General features: G+C 56.5%; 17 protein-coding genes and 3 riboswitches. Of the genes, 6 read left to right on the top strand and 11 right to left on the bottom strand.

Features of this window, described 5'->3' with window-relative positions; genetic code table 11:
* Positions 1–11: 11 nt before the first annotated feature.
* On the bottom strand, positions 12–755 hold the full coding sequence (locus PEL01S_RS01970) for a LytR/AlgR family response regulator transcription factor (protein ID WP_127459068.1): 744 nt from the start codon (positions 753–755) through the stop codon (positions 12–14).
* 5 nt (positions 756–760) lie between these two features.
* Complete coding sequence (locus PEL01S_RS01965; protein ID WP_127459067.1) at positions 761–2,365, bottom strand: LytS/YhcK type 5TM receptor domain-containing protein; 1,605 nt, start codon at positions 2,363–2,365, stop codon at positions 761–763.
* 170 nt (positions 2,366–2,535) lie between these two features.
* Here PEL01S_RS01965 and PEL01S_RS01960 point away from each other — a divergent pair, with 170 nt between their 5' ends.
* On the top strand, positions 2,536–2,928 hold the full coding sequence (locus PEL01S_RS01960) for an FmdB family zinc ribbon protein (RefSeq protein WP_127459066.1): 393 nt from the start codon (positions 2,536–2,538) through the stop codon (positions 2,926–2,928).
* Between the two features lie 75 nt (positions 2,929–3,003).
* On the opposite strand, the gene PEL01S_RS01955 is transcribed toward PEL01S_RS01960, so the two are convergent.
* Positions 3,004–3,315, bottom strand: a complete 312-nt coding sequence (locus PEL01S_RS01955; RefSeq protein ID WP_010493600.1) for an ArsR/SmtB family transcription factor — start codon at positions 3,313–3,315, stop codon at positions 3,004–3,006.
* Between the two features lie 112 nt (positions 3,316–3,427).
* Between PEL01S_RS01955 and PEL01S_RS01950 the strand changes: the two genes are divergently transcribed.
* Entirely contained in the window at positions 3,428–4,615 is a 1,188-nt protein-coding gene (locus PEL01S_RS01950; protein ID WP_127459065.1) for an MFS transporter, read from the top strand.
* 111 nt (positions 4,616–4,726) lie between these two features.
* Here the strand turns inward: PEL01S_RS01950 and dltD are convergent, their stop codons facing one another.
* The 8 genes from dltD to gcvT form a co-directional block, all read right to left on the bottom strand.
* Complete coding sequence (gene dltD, locus PEL01S_RS01945) at positions 4,727–5,908, bottom strand: D-alanyl-lipoteichoic acid biosynthesis protein DltD (RefSeq protein WP_127459064.1); 1,182 nt, start codon at positions 5,906–5,908, stop codon at positions 4,727–4,729.
* Positions 5,905–6,144, bottom strand: a complete 240-nt coding sequence (dltC, locus tag PEL01S_RS01940) for a D-alanine--poly(phosphoribitol) ligase subunit DltC (protein WP_239551541.1) — start codon at positions 6,142–6,144, stop codon at positions 5,905–5,907. The genes dltD and dltC overlap by 4 nt, the downstream gene beginning before the upstream one ends.
* Positions 6,145–6,191: 47 nt before the next feature.
* Positions 6,192–7,340, bottom strand: a complete 1,149-nt coding sequence (dltB, locus tag PEL01S_RS01935) for a D-alanyl-lipoteichoic acid biosynthesis protein DltB (protein WP_127459062.1) — start codon at positions 7,338–7,340, stop codon at positions 6,192–6,194.
* Position 7,341: 1 nt separating this feature from the next.
* Positions 7,342–8,880 carry a D-alanine--poly(phosphoribitol) ligase subunit DltA gene (gene dltA / locus PEL01S_RS01930; protein ID WP_127459061.1) on the bottom strand — a complete coding sequence of 513 codons (1,539 nt, stop codon included), beginning with the start codon at positions 8,878–8,880 and terminating at the stop codon, positions 7,342–7,344.
* Positions 8,881–8,893: 13 nt separating this feature from the next.
* The gene (locus PEL01S_RS01925; RefSeq protein WP_127459060.1) at positions 8,894–9,055 is read right to left on the bottom strand and encodes a teichoic acid D-Ala incorporation-associated protein DltX; all 162 of its coding nucleotides are present in this window, start codon (positions 9,053–9,055) and stop codon (positions 8,894–8,896) included.
* Between the two features lie 395 nt (positions 9,056–9,450).
* On the bottom strand, positions 9,451–10,908 hold the full coding sequence (gene gcvPB / locus PEL01S_RS01920; RefSeq protein WP_127459059.1) for an aminomethyl-transferring glycine dehydrogenase subunit GcvPB: 1,458 nt from the start codon (positions 10,906–10,908) through the stop codon (positions 9,451–9,453).
* Positions 10,905–12,263, bottom strand: coding sequence for an aminomethyl-transferring glycine dehydrogenase subunit GcvPA (gene gcvPA, locus PEL01S_RS01915; protein WP_127459058.1), 1,359 nt, complete (start codon positions 12,261–12,263; stop codon positions 10,905–10,907). The genes gcvPB and gcvPA overlap by 4 nt, the downstream gene beginning before the upstream one ends.
* Positions 12,264–12,299: 36 nt before the next feature.
* Positions 12,300–13,409 (bottom strand): glycine cleavage system aminomethyltransferase GcvT, encoded by a 1,110-nt coding sequence (gene gcvT / locus PEL01S_RS01910; RefSeq protein ID WP_127459057.1) that lies wholly within the window; start codon positions 13,407–13,409, stop codon positions 12,300–12,302.
* A gap of 110 nt (positions 13,410–13,519) precedes the next feature.
* A riboswitch (glycine riboswitch) is annotated at positions 13,520–13,637 on the bottom strand.
* A gap of 3 nt (positions 13,638–13,640) precedes the next feature.
* Positions 13,641–13,741, bottom strand: a riboswitch (glycine riboswitch).
* Between the two features lie 150 nt (positions 13,742–13,891).
* A riboswitch (glycine riboswitch) is annotated at positions 13,892–14,011 on the top strand.
* A gap of 133 nt (positions 14,012–14,144) precedes the next feature.
* Here gcvT and PEL01S_RS01905 point away from each other — a divergent pair.
* The 4 genes from PEL01S_RS01905 (at position 14,145) to sdaAA (ending at position 16,458) form a co-directional block, all read left to right on the top strand.
* Positions 14,145–14,342 carry a hypothetical protein gene (locus tag PEL01S_RS01905; protein WP_127459056.1) on the top strand — a complete coding sequence of 66 codons (198 nt, stop codon included), beginning with the start codon at positions 14,145–14,147 and terminating at the stop codon, positions 14,340–14,342.
* Between the two features lie 38 nt (positions 14,343–14,380).
* Complete coding sequence (gene gcvH / locus PEL01S_RS01900; RefSeq protein WP_108531307.1) at positions 14,381–14,779, top strand: glycine cleavage system protein GcvH; 399 nt, start codon at positions 14,381–14,383, stop codon at positions 14,777–14,779.
* 81 nt (positions 14,780–14,860) lie between these two features.
* Positions 14,861–15,544 carry an L-serine ammonia-lyase, iron-sulfur-dependent subunit beta gene (gene sdaAB / locus PEL01S_RS01895; RefSeq protein ID WP_127459055.1) on the top strand — a complete coding sequence of 228 codons (684 nt, stop codon included), beginning with the start codon at positions 14,861–14,863 and terminating at the stop codon, positions 15,542–15,544.
* Positions 15,541–16,458 (top strand): L-serine ammonia-lyase, iron-sulfur-dependent, subunit alpha, encoded by a 918-nt coding sequence (gene sdaAA / locus PEL01S_RS01890; RefSeq protein WP_108531091.1) that lies wholly within the window; start codon positions 15,541–15,543, stop codon positions 16,456–16,458. The genes sdaAB and sdaAA overlap by 4 nt, the downstream gene beginning before the upstream one ends.
* The last annotated feature ends 65 nt before the right edge of the window (positions 16,459–16,523 follow it).

Genomic DNA, 16,523 nt, shown 5'->3' with positions numbered 1-16,523 from the left:
GGTTCAAGATGTCAGATTTCCAGCTTCAAACGCAGCTCCTTCACATAATTTCGGCTCACGGGAACGCGGCTCCGCGCCGTATCGTCCATCCGTACGTCGTAAGCCCCGTTAACCCACGACTTCAATTCCGTGATCGCTTCCAGCCGGACCAGGTAGCTTTTATGACAGCGGAAAAAGCCGAACGGCGCCAGCTTCTGCTCCAGCTCTTGCAAGGTATACGAGACCTCGTAAGCTTTGTCGATCGTATGGACTTGAACCCGCTTGCCTTCCTTGCTGATATAAACGATATGCTTCGGCGATACGTACTTGATGCCGTCGTCCAATTCAAGCGCCAGCTTCACGCAGGCGTTTCCCGCTACGGGCTTACGCGAATCCGTCGGAAGGCTCCTCTCCGCAGCCAGCCGCAATTCCCGAAAGACCGCACCGAGATCGTCCTCGTCATACGGCTTCAATACGTAATGAAACGCGCGTAGCTTGAAGGCGTCGACCGCATAATGGTCGTAAGCGGTGGAAAAGACGATTTTAACCTCCGGGTCGAGCTCGCCTACGATTTGCGCCACCTGCAATCCGCTGAGATCCGGCATCTCCATATCGAGAAACAGCACGTCCGGCGTCTGCTCCTTTACCTTGCGGATTGCGTCCATTCCGCCGACTGCTTGCGTCACCTGCGATACGTCGGCGATTTGCCCCAGCAAATAGGCCAGCTCCTCCCGGGAAGGCGCTTCATCGTCGGCAATCACCACATTCCAACCCATTCTTGTCACCTCACCCAAAAGCTAACTTTCGTGCCTTTCCCCGGTGCGCTATCGATCTGCAGCGGCTTCTCCGTACCGTAATGATAGCTGAGCCTCTGAACGATATTGCGCAGCGCGACGCCTGCATGCTCGTCCGCCGCCCCCGCCACGCCCAGGCACATACCTGTGCCGTTGTCCTCCACCGTAATCCGGGCACGGTATTGTCCGTCGCATGCTTCCTGCTTCACGTCGAGGCGAATGATGCCGGGCCTGCCGATGTTTTGGAGCCCGTGGACAATCGCATTTTCCACCAGCGGCTGAATCGTAAACGGAGGAATACGGCAGTCCAGCGCCGCTTCGTCAATATCTGTCACAAACTCCAGCTGATCGCCGAGCCGCGCTTTGGTCAAGCTCAGGTAGGATGTAACAAGCTCAAGCTCGTCGCGGACCGAGACCATCGTTTTGCTGCTGCCGTTCATATTTTTGCGGAGGAATTTGGACAGGTGCGTGATGAGCTGCCGCGCTTCCTCCGGTTTTGTGCGAATGAACGATTTGACTGTATTCAATACGTTGAATAAAAAGTGCGGGTTCATCTGCGCCTGCAGCGAGCGGATTTCGGCATCGGCCAACAGCTGCCCCTGCCGCTCCGTCTCCACGAACGCATACTGCTGCGAAATAAGCCTCGCCAGCGTTGTCAACATCCGCCGCCGGGACGGGGAATCCTCCTGCTTCCGCTCGTAAAACAGCCGGAAGCGGCCAATCAGCTTCTTATTTTGCATTTCCATCGGCAGATCGACCCAATACGGTGTCTTGCGGCCTTCTTTAGCCCATTCCTTATCATCTTTGTAAAAGTAAGCGCCGACGGCCTTCGTCTCCTCATGCAGCGTTCTCGCAACTTCCCGGACCGCCCGGTCAAAATCCAACCGCCACAGCGGCATCGTGAGATCGGCGATATGCAGCGCTTTGCGCGCGTGCTCCGTCCCGATCCGGTCCTCCTCGCTTTCCATCGTATGATACACGATAAAAAACAAGGATACCCCGATCCCGTTCGCAACCACCTGCGGAATCCCGATCAGCGCGACCAGCCCGAGCGCCTCGTTCCAAGGCTTCGCCAGCAGCAAAATCAACCCCATTTGAACCGCTTCAGCGATCAGGCCGACGGCAAACGCCGGCTTGGCCGAAGCCGCGTGCCGGAACCGCCGTTTGACGGCATTGCGGCATAATCCCGCAAGGATACCTTGAGCGACAGGCGCCAGCATACAGGCGACGGCGACGAAGCCGCCGAGGCTGTACCGGTGCAGGCCGGCAATGACTCCGACGATCAGCCCGCTCTTCACCCCGCCGAGCAGTCCGGCGATGACGACCCCGATCGACCGGGAGTTGGCGATGGCGGCTGTAGGGGAGACTTCACCGATCCATGGCGCGGGCTGGTACGAATACGGAGTCACGGTTACCCCGGAATACGTGCCGAGAATCGCATACAGGCTGAAGAAGACGATAAAGCGCCACTGATGAGCCTGCTCCCCTTGGTAGCTCATATAGCTTCGCATCCACCGGCTCCGTGAGAAGACGAACGCCAGCGCAATCAGGAAGCCGACGCGTTCCAGCATATCGACAAAAAGATGCAGCATCCTTACACATCCGTTTTAGAGGAATCTCGGTATTTGTTGTCTATTATATCGTATTTACAGCCCATTGAATGCTAAGTTGATGAAAAAATGGGTTTATCTTGAAAATATTGTATTTCTTTTTTTGCTATAATAGAGTGGTTTCGTTTTCCGGAAAGGGGATTAGAGTTGGTATGGGCGAAGCGTATAAATTGGATTGCGCAGATTGCGGCTATCATATGAACGTTTTTGTAGGGATCGGATTCACGTACGCGTATCTGCATTCCATCGCTTCATTCGTGCAGGACGCAGCGCTTAAGAAGCGGATTGCCGAGTTTGAGAAGGAACCAAGTACGCGATACGCGGCTTATGACGCCTTGTACCGGTGTACGGCATGCCGTTCGCTCCGGAACGAGCTTTATTTGGAGATGAAGTCGGATCGCGATTATTTTGTCACCGCCTATTCCTGCGGGAAATGTGGGGAAGCGATGCATCCCGTACCGGACGATCCGAGGACGGTTGAACTGGATTGTCCCGAGTGTGCCAGCGGCAAGCTGACGGCGACCTTTTACATGGACTGGGATTAGGCAATGGGCTGATTCAGCGTAAGCAAAGGCCACCTTCGTTGTGAAGGCTGGCCTGTTTGCGTTTCAGGGAAGCGGTTATGCTCGGGGCTCCAAACCCTGAAGAACGGCCTGTAATAGGCCAGGGAAGCGAACATTCAGATCGTCGTAGCGCAGGGAGACAAACCGCTGGGTTCCTTCGATTCGCGTATGCGTAACCCCCGATTCTCTGAGCACCTTGTAATGATGGGAGAGAGTCGAATTCGGAAGCGGGATGTCAAACTGGTTGCAGGCTTGCTCCCCGTGGTCCGCGAGGCTTTTGATGATTTGGAGCCGGATGTCGTCACTTAGCGCATAGAGCACGGTAGATAGATTGATTTCGTCAACTTGCGGGTGAAAAAGCTTCCTCAAGATCGATCGCCTTCCATAAAAAAATTTTTCGTAGTTGAATTATACCAAAGGGAGTGTTATATTTCAATTATTCGAATATTTTCGAAATAACGAAATAAAGGGGCTATGAAACTTGAACAGGGTCATCACGTTGTTTTTCTGCATCATGTTTATTATCGGCACCGATACGTTTATCGCTTCGCCTTTATTGCCGACGCTTCGGGAAGCCTTCGGCGTCTCGGTCGAGCGTTCCGGCTGGATTGTTTCCGCCTACGCCTTAGGCTATGCGCTGTTTGCACTCGTTGCCGGGCCTCTCTCGGACGGGTGGAACCGGAAAAAAGTAATGATCGCGGGGATGGCCAGCTTCGGTGTGTTTACGCTGCTTTGCGGGGTTGCCGCCGACTTTTGGACTATGCTTCTTTTCCGCTTTTTGGCGGGGGTTAGCGGTGCGTTTGTATCGCCGCAGGTATGGGCGGCTATCCCGCAAATTGTTCCACCCGGTAAAGTATTAAAAGCGATGGGGATCGCGACCGCCGGACTTGCAGTTGCACAAATGCTCGGAGTGCCCATTGGCAGCTATCTTGCCGCCTTCGGGTGGCATACTCCGTTTATCGCGATCGGGGTCGCCTCGTTTATGATCATGATGCTTATTGCTCTGGTGCTGCCGTCGATTCCGGCGCCGTCGGCCGCAGGGAAAGCTCCTTCCATTGTCGGACGCTATCGTGCGTTGCTTCGCGAATCCGGGGCGAAAAAAGCTTTCCTCGCTTATTTTGTGTTTCAGCTCGGGAACTTTGCCACGTTCTCCTTTATCGGAACCTGGCTTTCGGACAAATTCGGACTCGGCGTCGCTGAGATTGGAACGGTGCTGCTGTTTCTGGGCCTGGGCAATACGCTCAGCAGCTTTTTTGGCAGCAGCGTGGTGCAGAGGATGGGGAGAAACTCGTTCATTTTGGGGATGGTAGTACTCGTCCTGATCTTTCCAAGCCTCTCCTTGATGGAAAGTATTACATATGTAAAGCTGGCTTATTTTTTGATTTATTTTATAATGGGCATGCTTTTCCCGCTCATGATGAGCTTGCTGCAAGGCTTGTCTTCTACGGCACGCGGCACGATCTCTTCCTTGGCGAACTCGTCCATGTATTTCGGAGCTACGCTCGCTTCGTCCGTGGCCGGAGTTCTGTACACTCGTCTTGACGGGTTTGTTTCGGTCAGCCTGTTTACCGTTCTTTGTTTTATCGTCTCCTTGCTCTTGTTTCTTCGAAGCGGGGTATTGCCAGCACGTTCGCGAAGCGAATCTCGCAGTGCCGCCGTTATGAAATAAACATGATCTGTGATTACGGAAAAAAGAAGTAGAGGGCAATCCATCCGTATACCGGAGAAATTGCCCTTTCCCAAAATGGTCCGAACTTGCGCGGCCATACCACCGGACGATTTAATGCCCCGTGTGCCGGTATTCGTTCAGAATGCCTTCCTCCACCGTAACCCATCCCGGCTTCCCCAAATGATACTGATCCCGCAAAAAATATTTGTCGTAATCCTTATCCGAATAATCGATGACCTTGTAACCGGCCGCCGTCATTCGGCCGCGTATTTTGGCATACAGCAGATTCCGGTATTTTTTCGTAAAGCCGATGTAATCGCTCCACTCGCCTTTGCGGGGGATCAGCACAAAAATCGGGTCGGCATGGAAGGCTTTTAATTCATCGAGCAGAATTTGCAAATCTCCGTACTCGGCCGTTTCCCATGGAAAGTTGTTTCCCGGATTCCAGGAGCCTTTCCAGGTGTCCAGCTTTTTCTCCACCTCTTTGGTATAGGTGGCGTTGACGATGCCGTACGGATTGTTGTTCGATTCCTTCTCCGCTTCTTGCTCGGCCTTGAGGCGAAGAGCCTTCCAATCGGGATCGGGCTTATTCCCGGGCATAGGCGCCTTGTTGTACCAAATCAGGCTCGCCGCTTTAACCAAATCTTGCTTCTCCAGCAGCTTCATCTCCAAGTAGCCCAAAGGCTTTTTCCACCATTGAAGCAAGGTGAGCTCTTCCTCGTCCGCCGTTTCCTTCAGCAGAGAAGCCAGCAGCCAGTCGTTTTTCGCTTTTTCTATCGTCAGCAGCCGGGTCGAGGCTCTCTTCTTCACGTCCGGATCGATCGAATCGTTATATAGCATGCGATAGGCCTGAAGCTTCGAGAAAAGATTATTGAGCACGTTCGGATCGGGCTTATTCCGGTTGGCGAAATCCGAGGTATCCAGCAGGATCACCACCTTCTTACGCTCCAGCGTATCCCCCAAAGCCGCAACATTCATCGCATGAAATATATTGGTCACCGCAACGTAGTTGATCAAATAAGGGGTAAACTGGTTGGGCGTAAACACTTGGGAGGGGTGGTACGGATTGATGAACCCAAGCGTGGAGGAGCCGTAAAAAGGAAGTACGCCTTCTTGACGGAAAGCTTTTTCCTGAAGCATCACGTTTTTAAACCGGTCCAGCTCGGGAGACGACGAGATCTTGATCAACGCCTGATCGGTCACCAGAAAGGCAAAGAACCGCTCCGGCAGCAAAAAAAGGATCGCGAACAGGAGCAAAGCCAAATAGATCGGCCCGAACTTCGGCGGATTCATTGCAGGACCTCAAGCTGGCTCGCGATCTGCCGCGGCGTTTTCCACGTTTCCCGGTCAAAATCGGTGATCGCCACGCTAAGCCCCAGTTGGCTTTCGACCTCGATCAACAATTCGACGACTCCGAACGAATCGAGCAGACCGTTTGCGAACAAATCCAGCTCGGGGTTTTGCGCCGGAGCGTCCGTTTTGCAAATATGGATAAGGATCGAGTTTACTTTTTCTTGTAAGTCCGTCATGTTCATGGAAATCCTCCTTTGGAATTTGGGCCGTCGGCAGGGGACGGCTAGAACAGCCATCCCGAGAAAATTAGCAGTCCGAAGCAGACAAAGTGGAATGTGACAATAACCGAAAGCAGATGAACAGGAAACCGGGTTTTCCAGCGGTCGAACCAACCGCTCCTCTGAGCGAAAAATTCGAATCCGATCATGAGCAGCGCGTGGTATAAGCCGTAAACGATATAATGAAGCTGTAGTCCGTGCCAAATACCCATCAGCAAAAACAAGGCGAGGTAGCCAAGAGCGGAGATGACGAATTTATCCGCGATCGTCTTGCGCTTGGTCAGGAAAAAGACGATCCGCATATATACATAATCCCGGAACCAGAAGGATAAGCTCATATGCCACCGGTTCCAGAACTCTTTGATATTCCGGCTGAGAAACGGCTTGTTGAAGTTTTCCGGCGTACGAATGCCCATCAAGTAGCTGAGCCCGACCGCAAAGGCGCTGTACCCGGCGAAATCAAAAAACAAATACAGGCTGTAAGCATACATGTACGATAGCGCGGAGAATGCCGACTTCGTCTGATGCAGCGGGAGATGAAGCCAGTAGGCGTTGATCAGATAGGCGATAATGAATTTGTACAAAAAGCCGCGGAAAATGCGGTTTATGCCCGTGTAGAACAGCTCCTTGCAGGCTGCTTTATCGGGAGGCTGTTCCTCGTCCTTAAGAAACCGCCGATACCGGTCGATCGGTCCCGAAGTGAGCGTCGGAAAAAAGATAAGAAAAGATAAATAGGCGCGAAGCTTCACTTCTTTGATCTGCCCGTCATGCGTCTCGATGAGAATCTGCACGGCTTTGAACGTCAAATATGAGATGCCGAGAAACCCGACTCCATGCTTCACCTGCAGCAGCGGAACCAGCTTCACCCAGACGAGAGGGGCAACCGATAAAACGATCGATAACGCGAAAAACGGGAAGCTTTTGCCGTTTTTCCTGACCGCCAAATAGCCGCGAATCAACAAGTACTGCCAAATCAAGTAACCGCCTAAAAATAGAAGAGCCTCGGCATTCCCGTAAAAAATAATGCCCAAAAACAGCAGCGAGACGAAAAGGTTATACCACCGGGCCGGTCTGCCGGCGGCAAGCAGAACCATTGTCGGGATCAACGCGACAGCGGCCAGCAGAAAAAACGTAAAGTCGGTATACGGCGTCATCTTATACCTCGCTCAGCAGCGGTTTGCGATCGGCCTTTCCGTTGATGTTCATAGGTAACGACGTTTTAAACACGATTTTTTTCGGAATCATGTAGTCGGGCAAGGAAGAGGCCAGCTCTTTGCGGACCGACTGTGCCAGCGCAAATTCGTCGTCCGGGTGCTGCTCGGGCACAAGAAACGCCGCCAAATAATCGCATTTGTCTTCCCTGTAGTGGGGCAGCACAACCGCGTTCTTGATCCCCGGGAGCCGAAGAAGCTGATGCTCGATATCCCCCAGTTCAATCCGGTATCCGTGCAGCTTGACTTGAAAATCGAGCCGCCCCCCGAAAAACAGCAGCCCGCCGCGCAAAAATCCGCTGTCTCCGGTACGGTAAGCCCGGGATAAGCCCAGCTCCGGATCGTTGACCTGAAGAAAGCAGCGTTCCGACAGTTCGGGCCGCTGGAAATAGCCGGGTCCGACGCTCGGTCCGACGATCCAGATCTCGCCCTTTTCCCCGTCCGGAAGGGGCTGGCCGGCTTCGTTCATGATCCGGATGCGGCAGTCCGGTTTGCAGTACCCGACTGGCAAAGCGGGGGATTCCGCGAGAATATGCTCATCCGTGCGGAGGGAAGTTACCGCGACCGTCGCTTCGGTCGGTCCGTATGTATTGTACACGTCGGCTTTCGAGAACCGTTCCTTGAGCTTTTGTACGCAGCGCCGGCTCAAAATTTCTCTGCAAAACAAGAACGTATGGAGGTCGGGGAGCAGTTCCTGCGAAAATGATTTGTCCATCAGGCAAAACTCGGCAAACGACGGCGTCGAGGTCCATACTGCGATGCCCGACTTGGCCAGCCGCTCGAACAGCACCGCAGGGCTCGCAACCCATTCCCGGTCAAGCGCCCAGAGCGTTCCGCCGCCCGTCAGGCACGGGTACAGGTCCATCACCGAAAGATCGAAGGAAAACGGCGCTTGATTCAAAAATACGTCGCCGTCTCTCAGAGCGAACTCCTCTTGAGTCCAGCGCACGAAGCTTTCCAGGCAATCGAGGGTAATCTGCACGCCTTTGGGCTCTCCCGTGCTTCCCGAGGTATAGATGATGTAGAAGCTTTCCCCGCCTTCAACCCGGCATTCCGGATCGGGATGCAGACCGGCGTACTCCGCGAAAATCGCTTCCAAACGCCATGGATGGCGGTCCGAACGGCCGACGACAACAGCGCTGCCCGTCTCGATAGGCGGAAGCAGGCCGGGCGCCAAAACAAGCGGTGTTTGCGAGCCGCGCACGATCGAGGCTAACCGGGCTTCCGGCACGGAGCTATCCACCGGGATATAAGCATGGCCGGCTTTGACGCAGGCCAGAAAACAGACGAGCATCTCCGGTTCCATATGTCCGTACACGAGGACGGGACGGTTATCTGCCCCGATCGTGTCGACAATCCACTTGGCAAGAGCGTCGGATTGATTCCATAATTGTCCGTAAGCGAGCCTTTCCTCCCCGCGGATAAATGCCGTATGCTGAGGGTCTTGGAGCGCCTTCCGTTCGATCCGATCCAGTATCGTCATATTCGGTCTCCTCTTAAAATTCATTGTAAACAAAGGTGGTGGCGGGACTTTGATCAACCGTCCCGTAGATCCACAGCAAGGCGATCAAAATAAACAAATAATAGGCGGTTCGAATCGGCCATTGGACCAGGGGGTGCCGGCATGCCGCTAAAATCCGCTGCCCTAAACCGGTCATAAGCATAGTTCCCTCCTCATAGGAAGATCGGTTTTTGTTGATACAAATAGTATCATTGTAGATAAAAATTTTTCGAAACTATGCTTGTTCAAAAAAACGGACAAAACAATAGGGAGTCACCTTGAATTCTGATCCGTTTTGTATCGACGACAATAACTTACAGGAAAGTTATTACAAAAGTATGACGATCCATCACTACACAAAAAATTAAAAAAACAGCCCAATGCCGAGCAAAGGACTCCACGTATGTTAAAACCCCGGCCGCTTCGGCGGAGGTCCTGTAACAACAGACCTCCGTAGGCGGACGGGGTTTCGATGGTTTGCTCTATGCAAGTGTCAGCGGCTCCGGCTGAATGCCGGGCCATCTGACCGCGGTATATTTTAAAGCTCAAGCTTTACCCGCAGGTGCAGTTCAGCACCGGCTTGCGGGCGGCCAGCGTTTCATCGAGCCGTCGGACGACGGTTGTGTACGGAGCGTTCAGCAGCAGATCCGGCTGCTCTTCGGCTTCCTTGGCGATCCGGATCATCGTATCGATAAACGCGTCGAGCGTCTCCTTGCTTTCCGTCTCCGTCGGCTCGATCATGATGCATTCCTCGACGTTGAGCGGGAAGTAGATGGTCGGCGGATGGTAGCCGAAATCGAGCAGGCGCTTGGCGACGTCGAGCGTGCGCACGCCGTATTTTTTGAGGCCGCGTCCGGACATGACGAACTCGTGCTTGCAGACGCCCGGGTAAGGCATCTCGTAATACGGAGCCAGCCGGTGCATCATGTAGTTGGCGTTCAGCACCGCGCATTCCGATACTTCGCGGAGTCCCTCCGGACCGTACGTGCGGATGTACGTATACGCCCGGACGAGAATGCCGAAGTTGCCGTTGTAAGCCTTCACCCGCCCGATCGAGTTCGGATGATCGGAGTCGAGGTAGAACGTGCCGTCCTCGCGGCGGGCTACGATCGGCTTCGGCAGGAATGGGACGAGCTTGCTCTTCACGCCGACCGGTCCTGCGCCCGGACCGCCGCCGCCGTGCGGGGTGCTCATCGTCTTGTGCAGGTTGAGATGCACGACGTCGAAGCCCATGTCGCCGGGGCGCGTAATGCCCATGATCGCGTTGGAGTTGGCTCCGTCATAATAGAGCAATCCGCCTGCGGCGTGGACGATCTCCGCGATCTCCACGATATGCTCCTCGAACAAGCCGAGCGTGCTCGGGTTCGTCAGCATGAGCGCGGCCGTGTCGGGACCGACAGCCGCGCGCAGCGCGTCCAGATCGACGAGTCCCTGCTCGTTCGACTTGATCGTCAGCGTCTCGAAGCCGGCCGTCGTTGCGCTGGCCGGGTTTGTCCCGTGCGAGGAGTCCGGCACGATGACCTTGGTCCGCGTCTCGCCCCGGCTTTCGTGGTAAGCGCGAATCATCATGAGCCCCGTCCATTCGCCGTGCGCTCCCGCGGCCGGCTGCAGCGTCACCTGATCCATGCCCGTTAGCGCGGCGAGATCGTTCTGGAGTGTGTACAGCAGCTCCAGCGCCCCTTGAACGCTAGATTCCGGCTGATACGGGTGAATCCCGGCAAACCCGGGGAATCGCGCCGTATCTTCGTTAATTTTCGGATTGTATTTCATCGTGCACGAGCCGAGTGGATAAAAGCCGTTGTCCACGCCGAAGTTGAGGCGCGACAGCTCGGTGTAATGCCGGATTACGTCGACCTCGTACACTTCCGGCAGGGCGGCGGGCTCGCTGCGAAGCATGTGGGACGGAACCAGCTCGGCGGCTTCCGTCTCCGGGACGTCGCAGGCGGGCAGCGAGTACGCGACGCGCCCCGGCTGGCTCAGCTCGAAAATGAGCGCTTTTTCCGGTTTCATACGAGTTCCCCCAATCGTGCTGCAAATTCGTCAATTTCGGCTTTGGTCCGTTTTTCGGTGACGGCGACAAGCATATGGTTCTGAAGCTCCGGATAATAGAGGCCCAGATCGAGTCCGCCGATAAATCCGGCTTCCAGCAGCCGTTCGTTCAAGTCTGCGATATTCGCGTTCGCCGGAAGGCTCACGACGAATTCGTTGAAGAAAGGCGCCGTGAACGGCAGCGACGGGCCTTCGAGCTTCGCCAGCTCGCGTGCGGCATAGTGGGATTTCTGCAGATTCAGGCTTCCCACTTCCCGCATCCCTTCCTTGCCCATCGTGGATAGGTAGATGGAGGCGCACAGCGCTAGCAGCGCTTGGTTCGAACAAATGTTCGAGGTCGCTTTCTCGCGGCGGATATGCTGCTCCCGGGCTTGCAGCGTCAGCACGAAGCCGCGCTTGCCGTCGCGGTCGACCGTCTGGCCGACGATCCGGCCGGGCATGCGGCGCATCAGCGGCTCGGAGACGGCGAAAAATCCGCAGGTCGGGCCGCCGAACGCCGGATGAATGCCGAGCGGCTGGGCATCGCCCACCACAATGTCCGCGCCAAGCTTGCCGGGCGCTTCCAGCAGTCCGAGCGACATCGGATTCGTGCTGACGACGAACAGCGCTTTGCTACTGTGAGCGATCGGTTCGATCGCCGCCAGATCCTCGATGCAGCCGAAGAAGTTCGGCGACTGCACGATGACGGCGGCGGTATCGTCGGTCACCGCGGCTTTCAACTGCTCCAGATCGGTCACGCCGTCCGCATAGTCGACCTCTACCACGTTCAGGTTCAGGCCGCGCGCCGTCGTGCGCATAATTTCGCGCGCCTCGGGATGGACGGCCCGCGAGATGACGATCTGCTTCCGCTGCGTCGCTCCGCTGGCGAGCGCACCCGCTTCGGCCAGCGCCGTTGCGCCGTCGTACATGCTGGCGTTAGCAACCTTCATGCCGGTCAGCTCGCAGATATACGATTGGAATTCGAAAATCGCCTGCAGCTCCCCTTGGCTGATTTCCGGCTGATACGGCGTATAGGCCGTATAAAATTCCGAACGGGAAATCATATGATTGATGACGACGGGCACGTGATGATCGTACAGACCCGCGCCGAGAAAGCTGGCGTATTGGCTCGTATCCGCATTGCGCGAAGCGAGCTGCTTCATGTGCTTCAGCAGCGAGATTTCATCCAGCGCGCCGGACATCGGCAGCGTGCCGCGGTAGCGGATTGGTTCGGGAATATCTCGAAACAGCTCTTCGACCGAGTCGACGCCGATCGTGCGCAGCATGTCGGCCCGATCCCGGTCGGTCATAGGCAAATACCGGTGTTTGACGCTCATCGTATGGGTTTCACTCCTTGTCGGTTCTCGCTTCTGTTAGGATTGCACGTTTCGCCGATAAAACGGCGCTTTGATGACAACGGCCTTCAACCGGCTGCCCCGGATTTCCACTTCCACTTCGGTGCCCGGCTCGCCGTATTCCGCTTGAATCAGCGCCAGACCGAGATTTCGCTTAAGCGTAGGAGACTGCGTTCCGGTGGTCACTTCGCCGATTTGCCGGTCGCCGGCATAGACGGGATAGTGGGAGCGGGGAATGCCGCGGTCGATCATCTCGATGCCGACGAGCTTGCGCGGCACGCCTGCTTCCTTCTGGCGGAGCAGCGCATCCCGGCCGATGAAGTCTTCCTTCGTCAGCTTGACGAAGAAGCCGAGGCCCGCCTCCAGCGGCGTAATTTTGTCCGAAAGCTCCTGCCCGTACAGCGGCAGCTTGGCTTCAAACCGCAGCGTATCCCGCGCGCCGAGTCCGGCGGGCGTCAGGCCGAGCGGTTCGCCCGCTTCCATCAGTCCTTTCCACAGCGCAGGGGCGTCGTCTGCGGCAACATAAAACTCGAAGCCGTCTTCGCCGGTGTAGCCGGTGCGGGAGGCGAGCACGGTCACGCCGCATACCTTGGCTTCAGGAATAAAATGGAACGGTGAGAGCGCATTCAAATCGGCGTCTGTGACGCGGGCGGCAATCGCTTGCGCGTTCGGACCTTGCAGCGCCAGGAGCGCCGTCGTATCCGACTTGTTCTCCAAGGAGACATCGCCGAGCAGATGCGATTCGAGCCAGCGGAAGTCTTTGTCGATATTGGAGGCGTTGACGACGAGCATAAATTGATCGGCCGATAACCGGTAGACGAGCAGATCGTCGACGACGCCCCCGTCCTCATAGCACATCAGCGTATACTGCGCCTGGCCGTCGGCAAGCCGCGAGACATCATTCGTCGTGACACGCTGGAGGAACGCCTCCGCGAAGGTGCCAGTCACGAGAAATTCGCCCATGTGCGATACGTCGAACAGGCCGGCCTGTTGCCTGACCGCTTCGTGCTCGCGTCCGATGCCGGTGAATTGGACCGGCAGCTCCCAGCCGCCGAAGTCGATGCAGCGGGCGCCGGGGAACTCGGAGTACAAAGGGAACAGCGGCGTTCTTTTCAATGACGGATTCAATCGAATCACCTCGGTTGTGGGATGGGATTGCAATACGCTTCAAGCCAAAAAAGGACAGGACGAAAAGGCAGACAAGCATGCCAAAATTGCATGCCTGCGCTGTCCTCTCGCTCTGTCCTTTGTACCTGAGAGTTACCTTGCAGCCGTCTTCCGGGATGGAAGCGGCCGTACAAGTTTCCCCTTGGGTGACCCTGAGCTTGCTTAAAGCAAGGAGGGTGCTCTCCAGAGGTGCGTCCGGTAGAGGTCCTTTTGCCTGAGAGATTCACCCGGCTCGGCAGGCTTACTCCTTCGGCGCTACCGTACGTTCCGGTAATCTCTCCCTTTACGTTCATCCGCGTTATTCGGTTGTATAGCTCTATATTCATTAATACTCTAAATAGCAGGCCTGTGTCAACCGTAAACGTCAGGCAACATTTTGATGCGGATTCTTGACATCCCTACCCGGTTGAATTACTCTTGAAGGAGATGTGAAATACAGCGAATGACGATGGTTGGGAGAGACCGGAGCGGCTGCGATAAGCCCGCGCAAGGCACCGAAGGAGCAAGTCGCCAAACCTGCCGAATGGCGATTAATCTCTCAGGTAAACGTACCGCCATCCGACGCGCCTCTGGAGAGAGCGTAAGCCACCAAAGGGGTAACGGCGCGACGAGCGGCCCTAAACTCTCAGGTACCCGGGACAGAGAACAAGGCGAGATGCCTTTTTCTGTCCTTTTTTGGCGTTTGCGGGCAAGCGGGTGCAGCCGGACAATCTGAGTGGAAGCGCTTTACCCGGTCATGGCGCGGCTGGCGTTTCGGCAGACGCGGATAAAGCGCCGGTATCGGCGGATACGCTAAGAGAAAGCAAGCCGCTTTGCCGGACGGCAAGCAAGGCGGAGCGGAAAGAAGATAGGGGCAGAGCCGCCGTCATGCTGCTGTCCGTATGTTCAAAGTGATAGGGATCTATTCATTCCACGAGAAAAGGGTGCTGACGATGAGTGAAGTGAAAGCGGGATTGCGTTATACGGAAGAGCATGAATGGGCGGAAAAGATCGGGGCGACGTCCGTGCGGATCGGCATTACGGATTTTGCCCAGCATCAGCTTGGGGACATCGTGTTCGTCGAGCTGCCGAAGCTTGGAGCCAAGCTGGAAGCGCATGCGCCGATGGGAACGATCGAATCCGTCAAGACGGTATCCGATCTGTTCAGCCCGGTCGCAGGGACGGTGACGAAGGTGAACGAAGCGCTGCTCGATTCGCCGGAGCTGGTCAACAGCGAGCCGTACGGCGCCGGCTGGATCGTGGAAGTGGAAATCGACGGGGAGATCGCCCAAGCGCTGGAGAGCTTGCTTACCGCTGAAGCCTACGGCGATTTCGTCTCAAGCCAGGACTAACCGTCCGGCCAAGCGGGAAGTATCGTAAGGAACACAAACCGGCGGTCAAAGCGGACGAACCGTTGAAAGAAGGTATGTCCAATGCGCTTTAAGCATGTATTTACGATTATCGGTCCGGCGATGGTCGGTCCGTCCAGCTCCCATACGGCCGGTGCGGTTCGCATCGGCCGTGTGGCGCGGCAGCTTCTCGGCTGCAGGCCGGAGAAAGCCCGCGTGCTTCTGTACGAGTCGTTCGCGGAGACGTATTGGGGCCACGGCACGGATCTGGCGATTGCCGGAGGGCTGCTCGACTACGATACGGACGATCCCCGCATTCCGCATGTGCTGGAGGAAGCCCGGGCGCTCGGCATGGAGATTACATTCGAGCCGAGTACCGGAGCCGCGCCTCATCCGAACTCGGCCAAAATCGAGCTGTGGGTGGGCGATCGCCATGCGGAGGTATTGGGCGCTTCCATCGGCGGGGGCAACATTGAGATTCATTCGCTGAACGGCTTTGATGTCAGCTGCACAGGGCAGTACCCGATGCTGGTGATCAAGCATTCGGACCGCACGGGAATTCTCGCCTCGATTACGAAGGTCGTCAGCGAGGCGGGAGTCAATATCGGGTTTATGGATGTCGACCGCAAGGGTCGTCAAGGCGAAGCGATGACGGTTATCGAGATGGATTCGGCTCCGCCGGAGGGCATGCTGGAGTCCATTCGCCTGCTGCCGGACGTGACGGACGCGACGATCATCGATTTGGCACAAAGGAGCGGAAGAGCATGAGATTTCAAACGCTGCGGCAGCTGGCCGAACTATGCCGCTCGGAATCGAAGACGGTCGCGAGCCTCATGATTGAGGAGCAGGTGAAAGAAACCGGCGAGACGAGGGAGCGGGTCATCCGCCAGATGGCAGAGTATTATCAAACGATGAAAGAAGCGGTGCGGCGGGGCATCGAACAGCCGACGGTTTCGCGGAGCGGACTGACGGGCGGCGACGCCGGCCGGGTCGCTTCCTTCGCGGCGAGCGGCGATCCTTCCTCCGGTCAGGAAGCGTGCAAGGCAATGGCCTATGCGCTTGCCGTATCGGAAGTGAACGCATCGATGGGCCGCGTGGTGGCGACGCCGACGGCGGGCTCCTGCGGCATTATCCCCGGCGTATTCGTCAGCTCGCAGGAACGGTTCGGCTGGCCGGACGAGAAGCTGGTCGAAGGACTGTTTTGCGCGGGAGCGATCGGGTATGTCATCGCCAACAACTCGTCCATTTCCGGAGCGGAGGGCGGTTGTCAGGCCGAGGTCGGCTCCGCCATCGGGATGGCGGCGGGCGCGCTGGTCGAAATGCGTGGCGGCAGCCCGGAGCAGGCGATGCATGCGGTCGGCTTGGCGCTGAAAAATACGCTCGGCCTCATCTGCGACCCGGTTGCCGGACTTGTGGAAATTCCGTGCATCGTGCGCAACGGGCTGGGCGCCGTCAATGCGCTCGCCGCTGCCGACATGGCGCTGGCTGGTGTGCGCAGTGTCATTCCGTCGGACGAAGTGATCGGCGTCATGCTGTCGGTCGGCCGGGCGATGCCGCGCGAGCACCGAGAGACGGCGCTTGGCGGACTGGCGCAGACGCCGACTGGGCGGAAGCTGACGGAGCAGCTCCGCGCTCGTAAGCGAAGCGGGACGGACGAGCAGAAGGAGCCTGTTCAACCGTGAAGCTGGCGGTAATATTCGATGCCCATCACTAATAGAAGAAACAGCAGCAGGGAGAACGCTTTCAA

Source organism: Paenibacillus elgii NBRC 100335, from assembly GCF_004000865.1.
Taxonomy (GTDB): Bacteria; Bacillota; Bacilli; order Paenibacillales; family NBRC-103111; genus Paenibacillus_G; species Paenibacillus_G elgii.
Note: the sequence above shows the minus strand (reverse complement) of the source record. Positions and strands in the feature narration are given on the sequence as shown.